General features: G+C 54.4%; 16 protein-coding genes and 1 tRNA gene. 8 read left to right on the top strand and 9 right to left on the bottom strand.

The window, feature by feature from the left end; genetic code table 11:
• Nucleotides 1-21: 21 nt before the first annotated feature.
• From GOV91_RS00450 to GOV91_RS00425, 6 genes are all read right to left on the bottom strand, one after another.
• Entirely contained in the window at nucleotides 22-1923 is a 1902-nt protein-coding gene (locus GOV91_RS00450; RefSeq protein WP_171234058.1) for an ATP-grasp fold amidoligase family protein, read from the bottom strand.
• A 25-nt stretch (nucleotides 1924-1948) separates the two neighbouring features.
• Nucleotides 1949-3001 carry a glycosyltransferase family 2 protein gene (locus GOV91_RS00445; protein ID WP_245223145.1) on the bottom strand — a complete coding sequence of 351 codons (1053 nt, stop codon included), beginning with the start codon at nucleotides 2999-3001 and terminating at the stop codon, nucleotides 1949-1951.
• Nucleotides 3002-3023: 22 nt separating this feature from the next.
• Nucleotides 3024-3695 carry a class I SAM-dependent methyltransferase gene (locus GOV91_RS00440; protein ID WP_171234057.1) on the bottom strand — a complete coding sequence of 224 codons (672 nt, stop codon included), beginning with the start codon at nucleotides 3693-3695 and terminating at the stop codon, nucleotides 3024-3026.
• Nucleotides 3696-3803: 108 nt separating this feature from the next.
• The gene (locus tag GOV91_RS00435; protein ID WP_171234056.1) at nucleotides 3804-5678 is read right to left on the bottom strand and encodes a glycosyltransferase family 2 protein; all 1875 of its coding nucleotides are present in this window, start codon (nucleotides 5676-5678) and stop codon (nucleotides 3804-3806) included.
• A 259-nt stretch (nucleotides 5679-5937) separates the two neighbouring features.
• Nucleotides 5938-7443, bottom strand: coding sequence for an FkbM family methyltransferase (locus tag GOV91_RS00430; RefSeq protein WP_171234055.1), 1506 nt, complete (start codon nucleotides 7441-7443; stop codon nucleotides 5938-5940).
• A gap of 238 nt (nucleotides 7444-7681) precedes the next feature.
• A tRNA-Leu gene (locus GOV91_RS00425) sits at nucleotides 7682-7768 on the bottom strand.
• A gap of 141 nt (nucleotides 7769-7909) precedes the next feature.
• Here GOV91_RS00425 and GOV91_RS00420 point away from each other — a divergent pair.
• Nucleotides 7910-8569, top strand: coding sequence for a DsbA family oxidoreductase (locus tag GOV91_RS00420; protein WP_171234054.1), 660 nt, complete (start codon nucleotides 7910-7912; stop codon nucleotides 8567-8569).
• A gap of 39 nt (nucleotides 8570-8608) precedes the next feature.
• On the top strand, nucleotides 8609-9265 hold the full coding sequence (lipB, locus tag GOV91_RS00415) for a lipoyl(octanoyl) transferase LipB (protein WP_171234053.1): 657 nt from the start codon (nucleotides 8609-8611) through the stop codon (nucleotides 9263-9265).
• Between the two features lie 390 nt (nucleotides 9266-9655).
• Here the strand turns inward: lipB and GOV91_RS00410 are convergent, their stop codons facing one another.
• Nucleotides 9656-10072, bottom strand: a complete 417-nt coding sequence (locus GOV91_RS00410) for an HIT family protein (RefSeq protein WP_171174666.1) — start codon at nucleotides 10070-10072, stop codon at nucleotides 9656-9658.
• A gap of 305 nt (nucleotides 10073-10377) precedes the next feature.
• On the opposite strand from GOV91_RS00410, the gene ctaD reads away from it, so the two are divergent.
• From ctaD to GOV91_RS00395, 3 genes are all read left to right on the top strand, one after another.
• Entirely contained in the window at nucleotides 10378-12036 is a 1659-nt protein-coding gene (gene ctaD / locus GOV91_RS00405; RefSeq protein WP_171089416.1) for a cytochrome c oxidase subunit I, read from the top strand.
• Between the two features lie 122 nt (nucleotides 12037-12158).
• On the top strand, nucleotides 12159-12758 hold the full coding sequence (locus GOV91_RS00400; RefSeq protein WP_171234052.1) for a 2-hydroxychromene-2-carboxylate isomerase: 600 nt from the start codon (nucleotides 12159-12161) through the stop codon (nucleotides 12756-12758).
• Nucleotides 12759-12802: 44 nt separating this feature from the next.
• Entirely contained in the window at nucleotides 12803-13294 is a 492-nt protein-coding gene (locus GOV91_RS00395) for a DUF2244 domain-containing protein (protein WP_171234051.1), read from the top strand.
• 21 nt (nucleotides 13295-13315) lie between these two features.
• Here the strand turns inward: GOV91_RS00395 and GOV91_RS00390 are convergent, their stop codons facing one another.
• Nucleotides 13316-13801 carry a GatB/YqeY domain-containing protein gene (locus GOV91_RS00390; RefSeq protein ID WP_171174673.1) on the bottom strand — a complete coding sequence of 162 codons (486 nt, stop codon included), beginning with the start codon at nucleotides 13799-13801 and terminating at the stop codon, nucleotides 13316-13318.
• Between the two features lie 182 nt (nucleotides 13802-13983).
• On the opposite strand from GOV91_RS00390, the gene carA reads away from it, so the two are divergent.
• Nucleotides 13984-15150 (top strand): glutamine-hydrolyzing carbamoyl-phosphate synthase small subunit, encoded by a 1167-nt coding sequence (carA, locus tag GOV91_RS00385; protein ID WP_171234050.1) that lies wholly within the window; start codon nucleotides 13984-13986, stop codon nucleotides 15148-15150.
• 82 nt (nucleotides 15151-15232) lie between these two features.
• The gene (locus tag GOV91_RS00380) at nucleotides 15233-17110 is read left to right on the top strand and encodes a glycosyltransferase family 2 protein (RefSeq protein WP_171234049.1); all 1878 of its coding nucleotides are present in this window, start codon (nucleotides 15233-15235) and stop codon (nucleotides 17108-17110) included.
• Nucleotides 17111-17113: 3 nt separating this feature from the next.
• On the opposite strand, the gene GOV91_RS00375 is transcribed toward GOV91_RS00380, so the two are convergent.
• The gene (locus GOV91_RS00375) at nucleotides 17114-17761 is read right to left on the bottom strand and encodes a GntR family transcriptional regulator (RefSeq protein WP_171174686.1); all 648 of its coding nucleotides are present in this window, start codon (nucleotides 17759-17761) and stop codon (nucleotides 17114-17116) included.
• A 100-nt stretch (nucleotides 17762-17861) separates the two neighbouring features.
• Between GOV91_RS00375 and GOV91_RS00370 the strand changes: the two genes are divergently transcribed.
• Nucleotides 17862-18506: a pyrimidine 5'-nucleotidase gene (locus GOV91_RS00370; RefSeq protein WP_171234048.1), complete on the top strand. Its 645-nt coding sequence runs from the start codon at nucleotides 17862-17864 to the stop codon at nucleotides 18504-18506.
• The last annotated feature ends 16 nt before the right edge of the window (nucleotides 18507-18522 follow it).

The raw sequence follows: 18522 nt of genomic DNA, 5'->3' as shown, positions 1-18522 counted from the left end.
CTACTGGATCTTTAACGCAGGCTAACTGGCGTTTGGAAACAAAGATGTTCCGACCCATGCAGCGCCCAATTGCTGATCCAGCGCATCTGAGCGTATCTTCTGCTTTCCCGCAGTTGGAGACAAAGCAACTTCGCGCAAGCAGATCTTTTCCCCGACCAAGCACAAGTTTATTCTGGCGAATTCGACATCTTTTGCCAGGGTTTCAGCGATCTGAATCATGTCATTGAATTGCGCAGGCTGCGGCTCTGTATCCGAACTGCTAGGGAAAAAAAGCTCATGGGCCAGATAATTGTATTCGCGGTCGTGTAACATCTGAATGCGTCCGCGCGCGCTGTCTCGATCTACCTGCACCAAAGTCACGCGCCCGGCAATTACCCAGAACTGCCATTCAGTGACAGACTGTTCACCAACAGTCTGATCTTGTTCGATCCAATAGGATGGCTTGCTGGTAACGCGCCACCAATCACCGGTCCAAAAACCTTCTGGCGTTTTGGTCTTGTGCCACGCCGCCATCTGAGCGTTCGCCTCATTACGCTTAGCATCGTCCATTGGAAGCGACAGAGAAATCTGGTGCGATGCGCTGGCTGAGCCTTTCAGGCTATACTGCCCAGGCTCGCATTCAAGCTTGTCCGGCAAGCCCGGAACATGTGCATGCCACACTCGCTTAGGCACGGTCAGGCGATCCGGCAGCCTTTCAAAAGCCATGTCGTTGTCGGCGATGAACGCTTGTGGGACAGCCCCCAAAAGCTTCATGACCAACAGCTTTTCCATAAATGTGCTTGGGTCACAGAGATCGGGTAGATGGCGATGGCTTTCGGCGAAATTGAACATAGCCAACGCGAGCGCATTCAGCCGCGCTGCATCGCTGCGGTAGTGATCCCAGCCTCGCAAAAACCCCTGAGGCGGTGGGTCGTTTACACCAAAGAGATTGCCAGCAGTGATCTTGTCCAACTCGGCCTGTGCTGCCTTCAGATAGTCTTCCCGGTCGGACAGCAAGGCCGTTGACATTGCCCCACCCGTAGCCTTTCGAATATCTTCGGTTGTTGCGCGAAGCCCAGGCAAATTTGCCGGAAACTCGATCGGCTTGGGTCCTTTTCTGCCATGGCGCGGCAAAGGCGCATCGCTGGCGCGGATGCCTAAGTTCCGCAGGCGCCTGTCGAGGAAGGAATGCCGTTTGATCCCATTGGCGATCCACCACCGCATTCGGCGGCCCCACAAATGCACGGCAAGAGTATTTTCCTTGATATAGGTCTCTCTGAATTCTCGAACGTGAATGTCGTTGGCTTGCCCTGCCTGACGGAACGGTAGCGGATAAAACACGGGGATTGGGCTGGCATGCTTCAACTCATCGTGTTGACGCAGATACCAGGTCATAACGCCCGGACCGTAAACACTGTGTTCCTGATCTGAAGCGTGCGGCAACTCTCCAGCACTCTTCATGCGCTCCAGCTCTTCCCGTTCTTCTCCTTCAACCCAAGGGCGGATGGGGTACGGGTCCTTGCTGTAGTCGATATACGCGTCTAGCGCCGGACTGTCGGCTGGCAGCCGCATCACAGCATTGCAAATCGTGTCTCGGTTGTAATAGCCAAAGATATGATCTATTTTTGGGATCGAAGCCAGCGCCACAACATCCGTGTCACACCACAGGAAGTCCGTCTTTTTCATCAACTGAAGTCTGAAAATGTCAGATTGCGGTACAGGTGTTTTGAATTGATTGTTCATAATGAACTGTTTCGGCTCATGCACCTCGTTGGCAGATACCAATTCGACACCAGAAGGCACGTTTTCCACCTGCCCGTAGTGAAACAGAACCACTCTGTGCCCTTGTTCGACAAAGGACAACATGCACATCTGTTCCAGAAAACTCAGACGCCCTTCCATCCAGAGCATCCCAATCGTCGGCAGAGAGCGATCCGCAGCCATTTCAATATTCTCCGAGGGGGGTCTGTTAGGATTCTGATCGATGTTCATCGGGCACAGGAATGGGCTCTGCTGAAAGTCGTTCCCGCACAGTACGGTCCTTCTTGACGAATTCCACAGCCGGTTTGGCGAGCAGTTTCTGGTACAGTTCATGATAGTCAGGTTGCTTCAGAAGATCGTTAATCAGTGCCTTATGCCAACGGAACGATTTTCTGTGTAACCGTTTGAGTCGGTCATCTGCGCGGAACTCTTCCAACACGGCGTCTACCTCATCCTTGTATCGCAAGATCGTTGCGTCCTGCGCACCACCTCGGTTCCAGCGATCCCAATAGTCCGTTCCAAGGGTCTGAGACGAGTGGTTCGCCCTGCCCCGGCTGCGCTTGGCCAGATAAGCCTGGGTGGACCGAACCGCATAATGGTTGATTTGCGCGACTTCGAAACCAAACGGAGGTGCGACGTGATTGCCGAAGGGTGCCGGTTCCTTTGCGTGGCCACCTGGGACCGACCTGAAGACGGCCGCCTGAAACTCGGCTCTGGGATGAGGGTTGTGCAATCCATAGCGTAGATACACATCGCCCTGTCGAAACATGGATTTTACAAATCGGCGCCCGGCCCCGCCCTGTTCATAGTCCAACTCACCATCAAAGAACTGCTGCGTGATGGGCATATCGCGCAACACATGTCGACCGTTGTTGGAAAAAATCTTCCACGGGATCGAGATGACGTCGACACCGGGCGTTGCTTCGATCAGATCATCAACTTTGTGATTACCAACGTGGATATTCAGAAATTCATCCGCATCGCCCACGTGAATCCATTTGGCGTTTTTCACCACTGGCAAACGGCGCGCCTGCCTAAGGGCGGAACGATGAATACCGCCTGTTCCAACGCGATTTTTGTGAAACTCGACATGGCCCAAGTCTTGTAAACGGCGCAGTATTTGGTTTGTGCCGTCCGTACAGTCATTTGTGTAGACGATTATTCTGTCGAACCCCAACACCTTGTGATGGGCGACCCATTCCAAAATATAGGGCCCTTCGTTCTTCATCGCAGTGATGAGAATTTTTTCAGGCTTGACCATCGTTGTCACTCGATCCTACCGCTTAGTCAGTTTGCCCTTTACTGTCATCCTGCGGCACAATCTTTTCGATGGCGATCTGAGCGCCGGCAATAGCCCGGATACGCAGGGCACGTGGATGTTTGCCCAGAAACTCATTCACCGCACGGATCACGCCGTCACCCCACCATCCGCGACGGTGGTAATCGTCAAAGGCCATGATCCCGCCGGGCTTGATCTTGGGAAACAGCGCCACGAGGTCGGCAGTCACGCCTTCATAGGAGTGGTCGCCATCGACATAGGCAAACGAAATGCTTTCGTCATCGAACAATTCGAGCGCAGGGACAGAAAAGTCTCGGATAATGCCAACCTTGCCTTCTTCGATCTCTTTTTCAAAAGATTTGACCACCTTCTGGAAGATGGCCTCCATCTTTTCATCTTCGGTTCGGCCGACAAACGCAGTGGTGTGCGACTCTTCCCCGATGTGTTTCCACGGATCGATAAGAAACAGCTGACTGGGCTCAAGCAGTTTCAGAATGGTCGGAGAGAACTCACCCCGCCAAACACCGATCTCAACCGCTACGCCCCCTTTGGGAAGGCGCGACAAGAACGTGCGGCGGATCGCTTCCTTGGTATTCTTGCGCTTGGTAACCTTGTCGGCTTTAGGCTTTTCCTTATGCCCCGGCACGGCACCGATGATTTGGGGTTCGTTTGCCATCTCAACCTCGTTCTGCTTATGCGGCGGGCACTACCGAACAGCGTCCATCCAGCCTTATTCTTTTTTTGATCGCTACCATGTCAGCCGCGCAAGAGCCAGAAGCTTGGCTTATTCTTTATTGAGCGGAGGTAATTTGTCGATCCCAAGCCACGGTGGTTCCAGGCTGGTGATCCTATAGCTGGCAGCGTTGCCCGCAAGAAACCTGTTAATTGCTGCGGACATGCCCGAGTACGAACCTTTGCCACGTCTATAAGACGTAAAAGCAATGCTTCCACCTGGTGCCAAAACCCTGTCTATTCGCCTCAGTAGCTGCAGCATCACACGCTCTGCCCGGACGCCGCGAATGATCACGACGCCAACGCTTTGATCCTCGAACAGTTTCAGCATCAAGGCTGGCATCGCCCGGTATACACGCAGCTTTCCCGACAGAATGGGTTCGCGGAAATACTCGAGAAATGCATAAAATGCACGGTCAAGCGCCTGCAAATCAGCGTCTTGCGTTGTGTCCACACAAGCAAACCCGTTCCATGACAAGCCCCAAGGCGCAATAATTGTCAGTTGCGCCACAGTTCCCAAATCCAGGATTTCCTGCACGATTTCTGTTTCGACCTGACCAATCAGCACCCAAGACTTCTTGCCGCTGATCGAATTGAGGAATTTCTGACGTTGCTTCGCCGTTCGCTCGACTTCTTTGGCGGGCGACGGCAACAAATCAGTATCTTTGGGATCAAACGGTAGATCGACCTGCTTTGGATCTGTGATCTTGGAATGTTCTGCTGCCGCTTGTTCAAAATCCAAAGGCGTTTCCAGGGAATCCAGGCGAACAAACCACGGATAATTCATCGACTTGGCGTTTCCGGCAATTGCCATTTGACCAATCCGGTTCCACTTGGCGACCTGAGCAAAACTAACCGCTGGGTCTTTGTAAATCTCAATGTCAAATGAAGCATTTGCTTCTTCCAGAACACCAAGATCCAGAGCTTTTAGATACTGCCCGCTGCGAAAGTTCCGATACCTCTGAACAAAGCCCTTGGCAGCTTCTGTTTCACGGATCGTGGCAATCTTGGACTTGTGAAACTTCACTGCGTTTTCATGAAGGTCTCTCAATACGTTGTCTTCATACAAAAGTGTGTGAAACTCACGTAGGCGGCTCAGCTTTGTCAGGATCGACCGCTCTTCGACCACATTGAAGCAATGCATGTGCCAGTAGGCTCGCCCAGTCGCTTCCATTTTTGGATGAAAAGCCGTTGTGTTCACATCCCCTCGAAGCCGTTTCATCAAATAGCTTTCGATAGATCTGACGGCATAGTGGTTCATTCGGAACAACGTGGTCCCAAAGGCTGCTCCTGTTGTCGTGTACGCCCAGCCTCGCCGACGCATGGCAGGCGGCAGAGGATCTCCGTCACCATCCACCCATGCAAAATTTTCGGCCTTGCCCCGAACAGGACCGCGCGGGCGGTGTGTATTGATCGCGTGATAGGACCCGTTGTTGCGGGTCAAAGACTTAAATGCGCGCACATTCTGCGGCATGACCATCCCCAGCTCGCCCGCACGCGTGAACTGCTCAACAACGAACCGGTCCTCGAATTCAACAATCCCGTTGTGCCCGAACATCTGCCACAGTGCCGCAAACCCATCAGCATGTGGCAAAGCGCGAAACAAGTCGTCCAGCGTACCGTCCCCGATACGGACATCCAGAAACTCGTCTACGTCACACACGAGAATCCACTCGGCCTCGGACGACCAGGGATGTTGCATTGCGTTGGCATAGGCCGATGCCTGAGGTCCGAATTTCCACGGAGCCGGATTATCAATATGCGCCAGGAACCCAAGCTCTTCGCACCTTTTCAGGATGGCATCCGTCCCATCCGAACAATCATTCGAGTTAACTATAAAATGCGTAAAACCGATCGAGAGATAGTAAGCGATCCACTCAAGAATAAACGGCCCTTCGTCTTTCATCGTGGATACGACAAGTCTCATTTTCATTATCCCGTGACTGTTGACCGCAAAACCTCGGTACGATTTAGCTTGCTGCGACCGAGCGCAGATCCAACTAAGCGCTTGGTTTTGTTACGTCCCCCAACAGCCCTTTTCAAGAGCGCCAGAGCAACCGCTCAAGCGTCGATCTACTTGGCCTCCACCATTCAGATCGCACGAAAAGAACTGCCCGCCCCGGCGCAGTGAAGTTTTTACACAGCTTCACACTGATTGGGTACGAAGCATTAAGCACGCTGACGGTTCAGCCGATGGTGACCGGATGAGCAAATGTGCGCGCGATGGTACGGTATTCAACGCCTTCAATCGGAACAGGGCTTTGGGCGTCACGCAACAGCAAGTTTGTGACACCGCCTGGCAAGGCATCGTCAAATGTCGAAGCGCTATAACCTTTTAGATTGCTCGCCAGCGTAGCAAACAGCGCTTCATCATTTGCAAACGGCCGCATCGGTTTTTGCCGCATTGCGTCTGCATATTTCTTGCGGAATTCGTGAGCACTTTCCACAAGTCGGCGGCTTGCCCGCAATATCCCGAAACGACAGGACATCTTTTGAGAAAACTGATCAAACATCTCATGCTGCATCGACGCCATTCGACGCGGCCCTGCTCCGACCAGTACAGATGTCAGCAAGTCCCGGTCACAGGCCTCAAGCTCGGCAAAAAAGTCCCTCAGGTCCGGCCAGTTCGGAAGCAGATCGTTGTCAGAAATCAGAAAGTAATCAATGTCAGGCGCGGCCTGCATCGCTCGATACAGCGCGTAGTCACCAAACCGCCAACCAACCTTGTTTATGTCGAGCAGCTGATTTTCTTCAATCCAGGTCTGGTCGACGCTTAAAACCTGTTCATCGGGTAAATCAGGCGGCGCAGAATTTGTGGCATCATATACAATACAGACAGGTCCCGGAGCCGCTTTCTTCCAGATAGAATAAAGCCGGGCTTCGTTCTCGGTCCACTTATGAGTGCGAAACACGAACATCGTCCGTTTTTTGTGTTCTGGCTGGATCTGTTTGCTCAAAGCTTGCGTGGCAGCACTATCTGCCCATGCACCTTCACCGTACAGAACACGTTCTTGCGGGCGCGCCAAAAGGTTAAGGTTGACACCATACCGTCGTATCGAATGCAAAACGCGGTACCCGTGCGAATGCAGAAATTCAAGCGCGTCCTCGTAAGTATCTTGAAGAACTTCAACCAGAATATCCGGGCGGCTTGTCGAGAGAGTTTCCCGCAACCCCCTGAGAACGTTTAACTCCATTCCCTCCACATCGATTTTAATAAAATCGACCTTCTCTGGCATCATGTCGTCGCCAGGACGAAGACGGATACCTGCATCGTCGCTTTGAGAAGTCACCCGGCCAGCGCCCAGGTTGTTGTCCGGGTAGTCAATTGCGTTGCCAACCGTGTCTTCATCAGACACGCCGAACTCTACACAGGACAAGTCCGACACTGACTCGAGTTCATTTAATGCGATGTTTTTTTTGAGGATGTCGCACGCAACCGGGTTCGGTTCGAATGGCACAATTTTGGAAGGATTCAGAAATTTCCCAACGAAAACGGAATGGTTTCCGACGTTTGATCCGATATCACAAAAAACGCCCCCGGCCGGGAAATACTTCTCGATGAGAAGCAGTTCTTCCAACTCGTACAGATGGCCAGAAAGATGTCGACGCTGGATATGATCACGGGGATTAGAGATGTGAAATCTTAGCGCCGTATCCCGAAATTTGACCTCGCCAACTTGATCAGTTTCCATCCAGATCACCCTTTCATCCTGTCATACTTGCATTGAACCAACAAGGACTCTTTGCGGCCCGCAATGCGCGCAGCAAGCGCCTTAGACAAAGCAGACGGCCAAGGAAAGTTCTACGCCCAATTAACACCACGCCTAATATCTGATGTTCGGATCATCACGCGAAACATCCCAAGGAAACCATCCAACAAGGATAGTTTAGCCGACGGATTAATTATCGGACTGACGTGTTTCGTGAGTTTGGTGCGGTCGAGAAGACTCGAACTTCCACGGGTGTTACCCCACAGCGACCTCAACGCTGCGCGTCTACCAATTCCGCCACGACCGCACTGCCTGTGACTTGGTAGAGCGGCGTATAGACGTTGGCGCGCACGATGTGAAGAGGCAAAAACGCTCTGGTTTAAATTACTCGGAAGCAGACCTATCTAGCTGAATGATCACCACACATCCGATCTGACAGGAACCGCAAATGACCTCAACCGAGAACCGCCCTATTGTACAGATCGACATCGTTTCAGACGTGGTTTGCCCGTGGTGCATTGTTGGCTTTAAACAATTGGACACAGCATTGCAGCAAATGGGTGTTTTGGCCCGGCTGCGCTGGCATCCGTTCGAACTGAACCCGAATATGCCACCCGAAGGTCAAAACCTGCGCGAGCATATCATGGAGAAATACGGAACCACCGCCGAACAAAGCCAGCAAGCGCGGGACAGACTCACTTCGATTGGCGCAGAGTTGGGGTTTACGTTTAACTTCGGCGACGAAAGCCGGATGGTAAATACGTTTGCCGCACATCAGTTGCTGGATTGGGCAGAAGGGCAAGGTCGGCAACACCCGCTGAAGCTTGCTCTGTTTGATGCGTATTTTACCCAGCAGAAGGACGTCTCGGACTCCGAGGTTTTGCTGGATGCCGTTCGATCAGTCGGGCTTGATGCGGAAGCTGCTCGGCAAGCGCTTGAGAGTGGCCAACACACGGGCCCCGTGCGCGAGAAACAGCAATTCTGGACCAGCCGGGGTATTTCCGGCGTGCCGTCCATGGTGTTTGGCGGAAAATACCTGCTGACTGGGGCACAAGGGAGCGAAACCTATGCCCAAGTCTTACAACGATGTCTGTCTGAGGCCGCCTGACCCCTTTCCCTGACCCCTTTGGACGGATATGAGGCCGGCATGGAATGGAAAATCACCGATGGTCTGACCAGCTATGACGACGCCGTGGCCTTCATGGAGGCCCGCGTTGCCGAAATCGCACGCGGCAACGCTGAAGAATGCGTTTGGATGCTGGAGCATCCGCCCCTGTATACTGCCGGCACCTCAGCCAAGATCGAAGACCTAACCGATCCTGATCGGTTTCCGGTCTATGAAAGCAAACGTGGCGGTGAATACACCTATCACGGACCGGGTCAGCGTGTGGCTTATGTCATGCTGGATCTCAACAAACGCGGACGGGATGTGCGCCAGTTTGTAAAGCAATTGGAAACCTGGGTGATCTCGGCCCTGGCTGAATTCAATGTACACGGCGAGATCCGCGACGGACGCGTTGGAGTTTGGGTTCGGCGGGACGACAAGCCGCTCACGGTGACGGGCAAGCCAGCGGAAGACAAGATCGCAGCCATTGGTCTGCGCCTGCGCAAATGGGTCAGCTTTCACGGCATCTCGGTCAACGTCGAACCCGATTTGGAGCATTTCTCGGGAATCGTCCCCTGCGGGATCAGCGAATACGGCGTGACCTCTCTGGTCGATCTGGGGCTTCCTGTGACCATGGCTGATCTTGATGCCGCATTAGAGAAGACATTTGTGGATGTCTTTGGTTCGAATGACGGGTGAGTCACCCAGTATCTCAGCAAAGCGAATCGGTGATATCATGCGAGCTTCAAAACAATACGCTCAAGCGGTTAGCTCTGTTTCCGACGCCTAAAGCAATTAACCGTGTTTAAGCCGGGTTTATCGTTTTTTTTAGACATTATTTAACTCAATTAGATACAAAGGGGCCGTTAACGAGTAGTATGAAACTGCCAATCAAGAGTGAGTGGTATGTTAACCGGTGATCCAGGGCTCGCCCTCGAAATCCGAGAAGTGTTTGGTTACGAGTCTGCCGTTCCGACCCCAAATCGGAACGGCAATTCTCTTTACCCTGATTGATATACGTGTAAACGCCGCGCCCTTTGATGGGGTGTAGGTCCGAAATTCGTTACGGCGGATAACTAAAACTCAGCTTTACAATGCGGCTTTGATCTTTTCGGCGTGCTGCGCGATCTGGTCGAAATCACCCATCTTTCCGGGCGGGCGCATCGACACGTCTTCATGACGCGGCAGGACATGGAAGTGCAGGTGGAAAACTTCCTGCCCGCCTGCGGCTTCGTTGAACTGTTGGATCGTCACTCCGTCTGCATCAAATGCCGCCTTCGCTGCTTGTGCCATTTTCTGCACCGTCTTCATCACGGCAACCAGTTGCTCGGGCGTGGCGTCCAGCACATTGCGGCACGGCGATTTGGGTATCACCAGCAAATGACCGTCCGAACGCGGCATGATATCCATGAAGGCCAACGTCTCATCATCCTCGAACACGCGGGTCGAGGGGATCTCATTGCGCAGGATTTTGGCAAAGATGTTGTCGGGATCGTAGTCAGCCATATCAGGTCTCCGGATTGCAGGTGTTGGCGTAGTTCTGAGACGCCTGCCCATGACGGTCAAGGCGGAACTCTGCCAAACGCCCTTGCGGGCCACCATCTGCGGCTTGAAAACCGGGCAGACATACCCAGATAGGCGCTGTTCGAGATACAAAAATGGCGCGGCAGACCCCTGCCCGCGACAATTAATCTTGATCCAGATCAAACTCGGCCATTGAAGGTGCTCTCTTCGCAATCTAAAACCAGCAGGAATCCCGCGCGTTGGAGAGGTCCGACTGCGCGGTGCAGTTGCAACAGGAGGCACCTATAATGGCAGACGCAGCCATTCATGGTCACGACCATGAAGACGAGCGCAGCTTTTTCCAGCGCTGGTTCATGTCGACCAACCACAAGGACATCGGGATTCTGTACCTGATCGTTTCGGCCCTGGCCGGTCTGATCTCGGTAGCGATGACCGTATACATGCGGCTTGAACTGATGCACCCCGGTGTTCAGTACATGTGCCTGGAAGGCTTCATGGCCGACCCATGTACCCCCAACGGCCATCTGTGGAACGTTATGATCACCTACCACGGTGTTCTGATGATGTTCTTCGTGGTCATCCCGGCGCTTTTCGGCGGATTTGGCAACTATTTCATGCCGTTGCAGATCGGCGCGCCGGATATGGCGTTCCCGCGGATGAACAACCTGTCCTTCTGGCTTTACGTCGCCGGTACTTCGCTGGGTGTGGCCTCGCTGCTCAGCCCCGGTGGTAACGACCAGCTTGGTTCAGGCGTAGGCTGGGTTCTGTACCCGCCGCTGTCCACGACCGAGGGCGGCATGTCCATGGACCTTGCGATCTTCGCCGTGCACGTATCGGGCGCCTCCTCGATCCTCGGTGCGATCAACATGATCACAACCTTCCTGAACATGCGTGCCCCGGGCATGACCCTGTTCAAGGTGCCGCTGTTCAGCTGGTCGATCTTCGTCACCTCGTGGCTGATTCTGCTTTCGCTGCCGGTTCTGGCAGGCGCGATCACCATGTTGCTGATGGACCGCAATTTTGGCTTCACCTTCTTTGATCCGGCTGGTGGCGGCGACCCGATCCTGTATCAGCACATCCTTTGGTTCTTCGGCCACCCGGAAGTGTACATCGTGATCCTGCCCGGTTTCGGCATCATTAGCCACGTGATCGCAACCTTCGCGCGCAAGCCAATCTTTGGCTACCTGCCGATGGTTTGGGCGATCATCGCGATCGGTGTTCTGGGCTTCGTCGTGTGGGCGCACCACATGTACACCGTTGGCATGTCGCTGCGTCAGCAGGCCTATTTCATGCTGGCAACGATGGTTATTGCTGTTCCGACTGGCGTTAAGGTCTTCTCGTGGATTGCGACCATGTGGGGCGGCTCTATCGAGTTCAAAACTCCGATGCTGTTTGCCTTCGGCTTCCTGTTCCTGTTCACCGTTGGTGGTGTGACCGGTGTGGTTCTGTCGCAGGCCGGTGTCGACCGTGCTTATCATGACACCTACTACGTGGTGGCACACTTCCACTATGTGATGAGCTTGGGTGCCGTCTTCGCAATCTTCGCTGGCGTGTACTTCTACTTCTCGAAGATGACAGGCCGTCAATATTCGGAGTTCTGGGGCAAGGTTCACTTCTGGATGTTCTTCATTGGCGCTAACCTGACCTTCTTCCCGCAGCACTTCCTGGGCCGTCAAGGCATGCCGCGCCGCTATATTGACTACCCCGAAGCGTTCGCTCAGTGGAACTTCGTATCGTCAATTGGCGCGTTCATCTCGTTCGCTTCGTTCCTGCTGTTCTTCGGCATCGTGTTCTACGCTTTGTTCCGTGGCGCAAAAGAGACCCGTCCGAACCCATGGAACGAATACGCCGACACACTGGAGTGGACCCTGCCATCGCCACCGCCCGAACACACGTTCGAGCAACTGCCAAAGCAGGAAGACTGGGACAAAGGCCACGCGCACTGATCCCATTCCGATCCAAAGAAACCCCGCCCAAGTGGCGGGGTTTTTCTTTGCGCGGACCCGACGTTCGCCAATCAGGACAAAATCGGGTATTATATCAGTGCAAGACAGCCGGAGGGTCGTCTATGCCTGAAATCGACTTTTGGTACTCGATCGGCAGTACTTATAGCTACCTAACCGTGATGCGTCTGGACGAGTGGTGCGCCGAACATGACGCCACAGTGAACTGGCGGCCGTTTAACGTACGTACCGTGATGTCGACCCAACAGAACGTTCCGTTTGCCGGAAAGCCGGTCAAATCGGCCTATATGTGGCGCGATATCGAACGCCGCTGCGCCAAGTACCACATTCACGCCAACCTGCCTGCGCCCTACCCTGTCTCAGACCTAGCTCTGGCCAATCAGGTCGCCGTGCTGGGAATGATTGAAGGTTGGGGTAAATCCTTTACCCAGGCGCTGTACCGTATCTGGTTCGAAGAAGGGATTGAAGCCGGAAGCGAGAACGCCTTGTCCGAAGCTCTTTTACGATGCCAGCAAGACCCCAGGTTGGCGCTGGGACGGGCGCGCAGTGATGACGTCACCGCAGCGCTTGAAGCCGAAACAGAAACAGCTATGAAGCTGGGCGTATTCGGCGCCCCAAGTTTTGTCGTCCGCCAAGAAGTGTTCTGGGGAGATGACCGTTTGGACGATGCCCTGTCCTGGGCGCGTGTCGGTCACGTCATCTAGTCAAAACCCGTCGACACAAGACAGTCCTGCGCTATGTTCGCGATATGCCGTATACATGGAATCAGACATCCGAAACGGAACAAGAGCTGCGCCTTTGGCCGCATAACTCTCTGCCTCCGCGCGGAGCTATGATCACCATACTTTCGGTGTTCCTGTTTGGCCTGATACCGTTGCTGGCCATGCTGGGGTCTGTGGTTCTGTGGGGGCTGTTACCCTTTCTTCTGATCACGGTGTTTGGCCTTTGGCTGGCCATTCAGACCAACTATCGCGCACGCAGCGTTTTCGAGGTTCTGACGCTGTCTGATACGCAAGCGCATCTGGTGCATTACACACCCGGCAAAGACCAACAGGAATGGTCCTGCAACCGCTTTTGGGCGAGGACAGAAATGCACGAGAAAGGTGGACCCGTCCCTCACTATGTCACGCTTGTCGGTGATGGGCGGGAGGTCGAGATCGGTTCGTTTTTATCGGAAGATGAGCGGATAACGCTTTATGACGAACTAAGCACAAGACTGCGCGAACGGGTCGCGCAGTAGGTCATCGTTCATTTTGTTATTTCAGCAGTTGCCGTTTGACGCTGCGCAAAGGTGATCTTTGACCATCGGGCCAACTTTGCCAAAATCCATCTGTCCGGTGTAACGAGTTTTCAACTCGCCCATGACTTTGCCCATGTCTCGGATGGATCCGGCTCCGGTTGCGGTGATCGCAGTCTGAATCGCCTTTGACACCTCGTCATCATCCAGCTGCTTGGGCAGAAATTCCTCGATGACCGCAACTTCCTGCATCTCGCGTTCGGCCAAATCCAAACGGCCGCCTTCTTCATAGGCACGGGCGCTTTCTTTGCGTTGCTTTGTCATTTTACCAAGGATTTCAAGTACCTCAGCATCGCCGCAGCCCTTGGCCTCTTCATTGTCCAAGGCGCGGGCGGCGATGTCACGGTCCTTGATGGCCGCGTTGATCAACCGCAACGTCGACAGACGCTCGGCCGCTTTGTCTTTCATTGCTTGCTTCAGGGCTGTGTTCACCCGTGATCGCATGTCCATTTGGTTTGTCCATCCCCATGACAACGGAACCCCGACCATATCTAAACAAAAAGCCTGATACAACAGGAAGCATTACATCTAAGCCTTTGAAAAACAACAATAGCCAAAAATTTGAACAGGCTTGACCCACGCGCCTAACCCCCTTAGGTATGCGCCGGTTTACCTTGAAGGAGAGTCGCGCCATGGCCCAGAACGCCCCGTCCAAGCCCACCGCATGTCTGGCATTGGCCGATGGTACATTGTTTTATGGCAATGGCTTTGGCGCCACCGGGCAGACTGTGGCCGAGCTGTGCTTTAACACAGCCATGACAGGCTATCAGGAAATCATGACAGATCCGTCATACGCCGGTCAGATCGTGACGTTCACCTTCCCGCATATCGGCAATGTCGGCGTGAACCCCGAAGATGATGAAACCGGCGACCCGGTTGCTGCAGGCATGGTTGTAAAATGGGATCCGACCGAGCCCTCGAACTGGCGTTCGGCCGAGGAGCTAAAAGGCTGGTTGGCCCGTCGCGGACGGATCGCGATCGGCGGCGTCGACACCCGCCGTTTAACACGTGCTATCCGTCAACAAGGCGCACCTCATGTTGCTTTGGCCCATGACCCCGAAGGCAATTTCGACATCGAGGCACTGGTTGCAGCCGCCCGTGGGTTTGCCGGTCTGGAGGGCATGGATCTGGCCAAGGATGTGACCTGTGCTCAAAGCTATCGCTGGGACGAAATGCGTTGGGCCTGGCCTGACGGGTATCAGCGTCAGGAAGCCCCGGTGCACAAGGTCGTGGCCGTCGATTATGGTGCAAAGCGCAACATCCTGCGTTGTCTTGCGTCAGCTGGATGTGATGTAACGGTACTGCCCGCAACAGCCACTGCCGCCGAGGTGCTTGCCCATCAGCCTGATGGAGTGTTCCTGTCGAATGGCCCCGGCGATCCCGCGGCGACCGGAGAATACGCTGTGCCCATGATCAAAGAGGTTCTGGAGACCACCGATCTGCCTGTTTTCGGCATCTGCCTCGGCCACCAAATGCTGGCACTGGCCTTGGGCGGTCAGACAGTCAAGATGAACCACGGCCACCACGGCGCCAACCATCCGGTCAAGGATCTGGATACCGGCAAGGTTGAGATTACTTCGATGAACCACGGCTTTGCGGTTGATGCTCAGTCTCTGCCCGATGGCGTTGTGGAAACCCACCAATCTTTGTTTGACGGGTCGAACTGCGGGATTCGCATGACAGATCGGCCCGTTTATTCGGTGCAGTATCACCCGGAAGCATCCCCCGGGCCTCAGGACAGTTTCTATCTGTTCGAGCGTTTCGCTGACGCCATGGAAAAGAAAAAACAGAGCGCATAACTCTCAAGCTTTGCAGTTTTAACGGCACGTTAACCTTGATCGAACAATCCTGAGCACGGGTAACTGTGCCAAGGTTCTTTTTATGGTTGAGCTTAATCTCCAAAATTTCACAGCCGCTTCTCCGATCCCCGCTCCCGGATTTCGAAAACCGCTGGGCACCTGTCTGGTAGAAGCCGAAACTCTGACGCAGTCGGAACTCGACCACGCCTTGCATTTGCAATCCCAGCAAAACGCGCCTTTGGGCGAAATTTTGGTGGGTGAAGGATTTGCCACCCGGCAAGACATCTTGCATGCCCTGTCTGTCCAGTCCGGCTGGCATATTGCGAACTTGGAACAGATCCCGCCCATGCCGGGGCTGTGCGACCTGAAACCAGTTGGCTTTTGGTTGAAACACAACGTCATTCCGTGGATGCGCGTGGGCCCGCTTCTGTTGGTTGCGACAGCGCGTCCGGATCGGTTTCCAGCTGTCACAAACAACATGCGGGATTGCGACTACACGATCATTCCAGTTCTTGCGGCTTCTGATCAGATCGACCGCGCTATTGCCCGACAGTTTTCGCGCCCTTTGGCCGAGGCTGCAGAAACACGGGTTGATGCGGATCAGAGTTGCCGAAACTGGACGATTGGGTCGCGTATCATACCGTCTGTTTCAGCGCTTGGAATTATTGCGTTGTTTTTTGCTTTCCCTTGGTTTGGGTTGGCGACCCTGCTTGCCGCGGCTGTGGGAACTTTAATTCTCTTTGCTGTTCTTCGCCTTGCCGGTACTTTTGCCTATTTGCGCCACAGCTTTCGTCAGAAGCCAGAAGCGTCTGATGCAGCTGTCACCCTGCGACAACCCTGCGTTTCGATCATGGTTCCCCTTTACAAAGAGCGCGAGATTGCGAATGCGCTTGTCCAACGGCTCAAACGCCTGACCTACCCCAAGGCGCTCTTGGACGTTATCTTGGTGCTGGAAGAAAAAGATGAGGTCACGCGCGCAACTTTGGCGAAGATTGACCTGCCCAGCTGGATGCGGATTGTCGAGGTGCCAGAATTGGACGGGCTGACCACCAAGCCGCGCGCCATGAACTATGCCTTGGACTTTTGCCGCGGCGACTATGTGGGTGTCTGGGACGCCGAAGACGCACCGCAGCCGGATCAGATCGAACGGGTCGTCGCGCATTTTTCCCAGGCTCCGCCCGAGGTCGTGTGTCTTCAAGGCAGTCTGGATTACTACAACCCACGCACCAACTGGCGTTCCCGCTGCTTTACCATCGAATACAACAGCTGGTTCCGTATCATCCTTCCGGGCATTGCGCGCTTGGGGCTTGTCGTCCCGTTGGGTGGGACAACGTTTTTCTTCCGTCGAGACAAGCTGTTGGAATTGGGCGGCTGGGATGCCCACAACGTGACCGAAGATGCTGATCTTGGTGTTAGGCTGTGCCGGGCCGGATACCGGACCGAACTGGTGGACACCACGACTTATGAAGAGGCAAATTTTCGCGCCTGGCCTTGGGTGAAACAGCGCTCACGCTGGCTCAAGGGCTTTATGGTGACGTATCTTGTGCACATGCGCTCATCAAAAAGACTATTGCGCGATCTGGGCGCCGCGCAGTTTTTGGGGCTTCAGGCGTTTTTCCTAGGCACGCTGGGTCAGTTTTTGCTGGCCCCTGTTCTGTGGGTATTCTGGCTCTCAACGTTGGGGCTTTCTAATCCGCTGGCACCCGTTTTGCCACAGAATCTGACTACGGCGCTGGTGCTGTTGTTTTTGACGACTGAGGCGTTGAATATCTGCGTTGGCTGTCTTGCCGTTTCGGCACGAGAGCGGCGTTTTTTGTTGCCCTGGGTTCCCACCATGGCTTTGTACTACCCCTTGGGCGTGGTCGCAGCCTACAAAGCTCTGTGGGAGCTGGCAACGAATCCATTCTTCTGGGACAAAACCCAACATGGGCAAGCCAGCGAAGATCAGCCGCTGGCCTGATACTTATTTGTCGCGCAGGCTTGCGTCCTGTTTCAGGCGCGTCATGAACGCGATCGATATATGATCCTTCAGCGCTCGAGCCGCTGCCTCTTCATCCCTTGCGGCAATGGCTTCGACAATGCCCTTATGCTCACTTTGGGCGATTTCACCACGCCCCTGCACCGCCAGAGAGGTGGTAGCCATCAACGCCATTGTGCGATGCACAAGATCAAGTTGCTGCACCAGATAGCGATTATGAGACGCCAGATGGATCTGTTCGTGGAAGCGCCGGTTTGCACGCGACAATGCCGATGGGTCATCAATCAGCTTGTCATCTTCGACGACCATCTCCTGCAGAACTTTGATCTCTTCTTCGGTCGCATGTTTGGCCGCAAGGCTTGCAGCCAACCCCTCCAGTTCCCGACGTACGATGTAAAGCTCGGCCATCTGGTTGTGATCCAGCGACGCCACGATCAGCGACCGACCGTCCCGTTCCAACAGTGACTGTGTCTCGAGCCGCTGCAATGCTTCGCGGATCGGCGTGCGTGACACTCCGAACCGTTCGGCCAGCTCGCTTTCCACCAGACGATCACCGGGTTTGTAGACACCCACGTCGATAGCTTCGAGTATCAGGCTATAGGCATCCTTGGTTGGGGATCGGGTCTGGCTCATGGGGTTCATTATCTCCTCGTTCGGACATGTCTATCCGTCCAAAGGGGGAACGATCAAGTAGAGCATTGAAAACACTGCGCCCGCGCCCTACACCCTGCTTATGGTCAAACCGGCTTTTTCTCATGTCACACAGTGGGTGTTCGATCTGGACAACACCCTGTACCCGCCACACATGCGTCTGTTCGATCAGATCGAGGTGCTAATGACGGATTATGTCATGCGGGCCATAGGTGTGGATCAAGCCGAGGCGGACCGTTTGCGGGCGCATTACTGGCGCGAATACGGCACCACGCTGGCCGGTTTGATGGCCGAACATGATCTGGACCCCGACCCGTATCTGCACGCAGTCCATCAGGTGGACATGAGCCATATGGACCCAGATGAAGACCTGGCCGATCACATACGCGCCCTGCCTGGGCGGCGCATTGTCTACACCAATGGCAGCGCCCCTTACGCTGAACGCGTGCTGAACGCGCGCGGCCTTTCCGGGTTGTTCGATGCAATCTATGGCGTTGAGCATGCAGGCTATCGGCCCAAGCCCGAAAAAGCAGCCTTTGAGGCCATCTTTGCCCAGGATGGTATCCAAGCTGAAAAAGCCGCCATGTTCGAGGATGATCCACGCAATCTGGCGGCTCCGCACGAGATGGGAATGCGCACAGTGCACGTGGCGCCTGACCCGCATGACGCAGATCACATCCACCATCACACGGACGATTTGACCGCTTTTCTGGCTCGCCTGCGATAGGCTGTCACACTGCGAC

Source organism: Ruegeria sp. HKCCA6837 (assembly GCF_013034475.1).
Lineage (GTDB): Bacteria > Pseudomonadota > Alphaproteobacteria > Rhodobacterales > Rhodobacteraceae > Ruegeria.
The sequence above is the reverse complement of the archived record's forward strand: the minus strand, read 5'-3'. Positions and strand labels throughout refer to the sequence as shown.

Coding starts and splice junctions, on each gene's coding strand:
- lipB (WP_171234053.1), top strand. CDS start 8,609: ATGGAATGGAAAATCACCGATGGTCTGACCAGCTATGACGACGCCGTG.
- GOV91_RS00370 (WP_171234048.1), top strand. CDS start 17,862: ATGGTCAAACCGGCTTTTTCTCATGTCACACAGTGGGTGTTCGATCTG.
- GOV91_RS00375 (WP_171174686.1), bottom strand. CDS start 17,761: ATGAGCCAGACCCGATCCCCAACCAAGGATGCCTATAGCCTGATACTC.
- GOV91_RS00430 (WP_171234055.1), bottom strand. CDS start 7,443: ATGGAAACTGATCAAGTTGGCGAGGTCAAATTTCGGGATACGGCGCTA.
- carA (WP_171234050.1), top strand. CDS start 13,984: ATGGCCCAGAACGCCCCGTCCAAGCCCACCGCATGTCTGGCATTGGCC.
- ctaD (WP_171089416.1), top strand. CDS start 10,378: ATGGCAGACGCAGCCATTCATGGTCACGACCATGAAGACGAGCGCAGC.
- GOV91_RS00445 (WP_245223145.1), bottom strand. CDS start 3,001: ATGGTCAAGCCTGAAAAAATTCTCATCACTGCGATGAAGAACGAAGGG.
- GOV91_RS00450 (WP_171234058.1), bottom strand. CDS start 1,923: ATGGCTGCGGATCGCTCTCTGCCGACGATTGGGATGCTCTGGATGGAA.
- GOV91_RS00420 (WP_171234054.1), top strand. CDS start 7,910: ATGACCTCAACCGAGAACCGCCCTATTGTACAGATCGACATCGTTTCA.
- GOV91_RS00390 (WP_171174673.1), bottom strand. CDS start 13,801: ATGGACATGCGATCACGGGTGAACACAGCCCTGAAGCAAGCAATGAAA.
- GOV91_RS00410 (WP_171174666.1), bottom strand. CDS start 10,072: ATGGCTGACTACGATCCCGACAACATCTTTGCCAAAATCCTGCGCAAT.
- GOV91_RS00435 (WP_171234056.1), bottom strand. CDS start 5,678: ATGAGACTTGTCGTATCCACGATGAAAGACGAAGGGCCGTTTATTCTT.
- GOV91_RS00440 (WP_171234057.1), bottom strand. CDS start 3,695: ATGGCAAACGAACCCCAAATCATCGGTGCCGTGCCGGGGCATAAGGAA.
- GOV91_RS00395 (WP_171234051.1), top strand. CDS start 12,803: ATGCCGTATACATGGAATCAGACATCCGAAACGGAACAAGAGCTGCGC.
- GOV91_RS00380 (WP_171234049.1), top strand. CDS start 15,233: ATGGTTGAGCTTAATCTCCAAAATTTCACAGCCGCTTCTCCGATCCCC.
- GOV91_RS00400 (WP_171234052.1), top strand. CDS start 12,159: ATGCCTGAAATCGACTTTTGGTACTCGATCGGCAGTACTTATAGCTAC.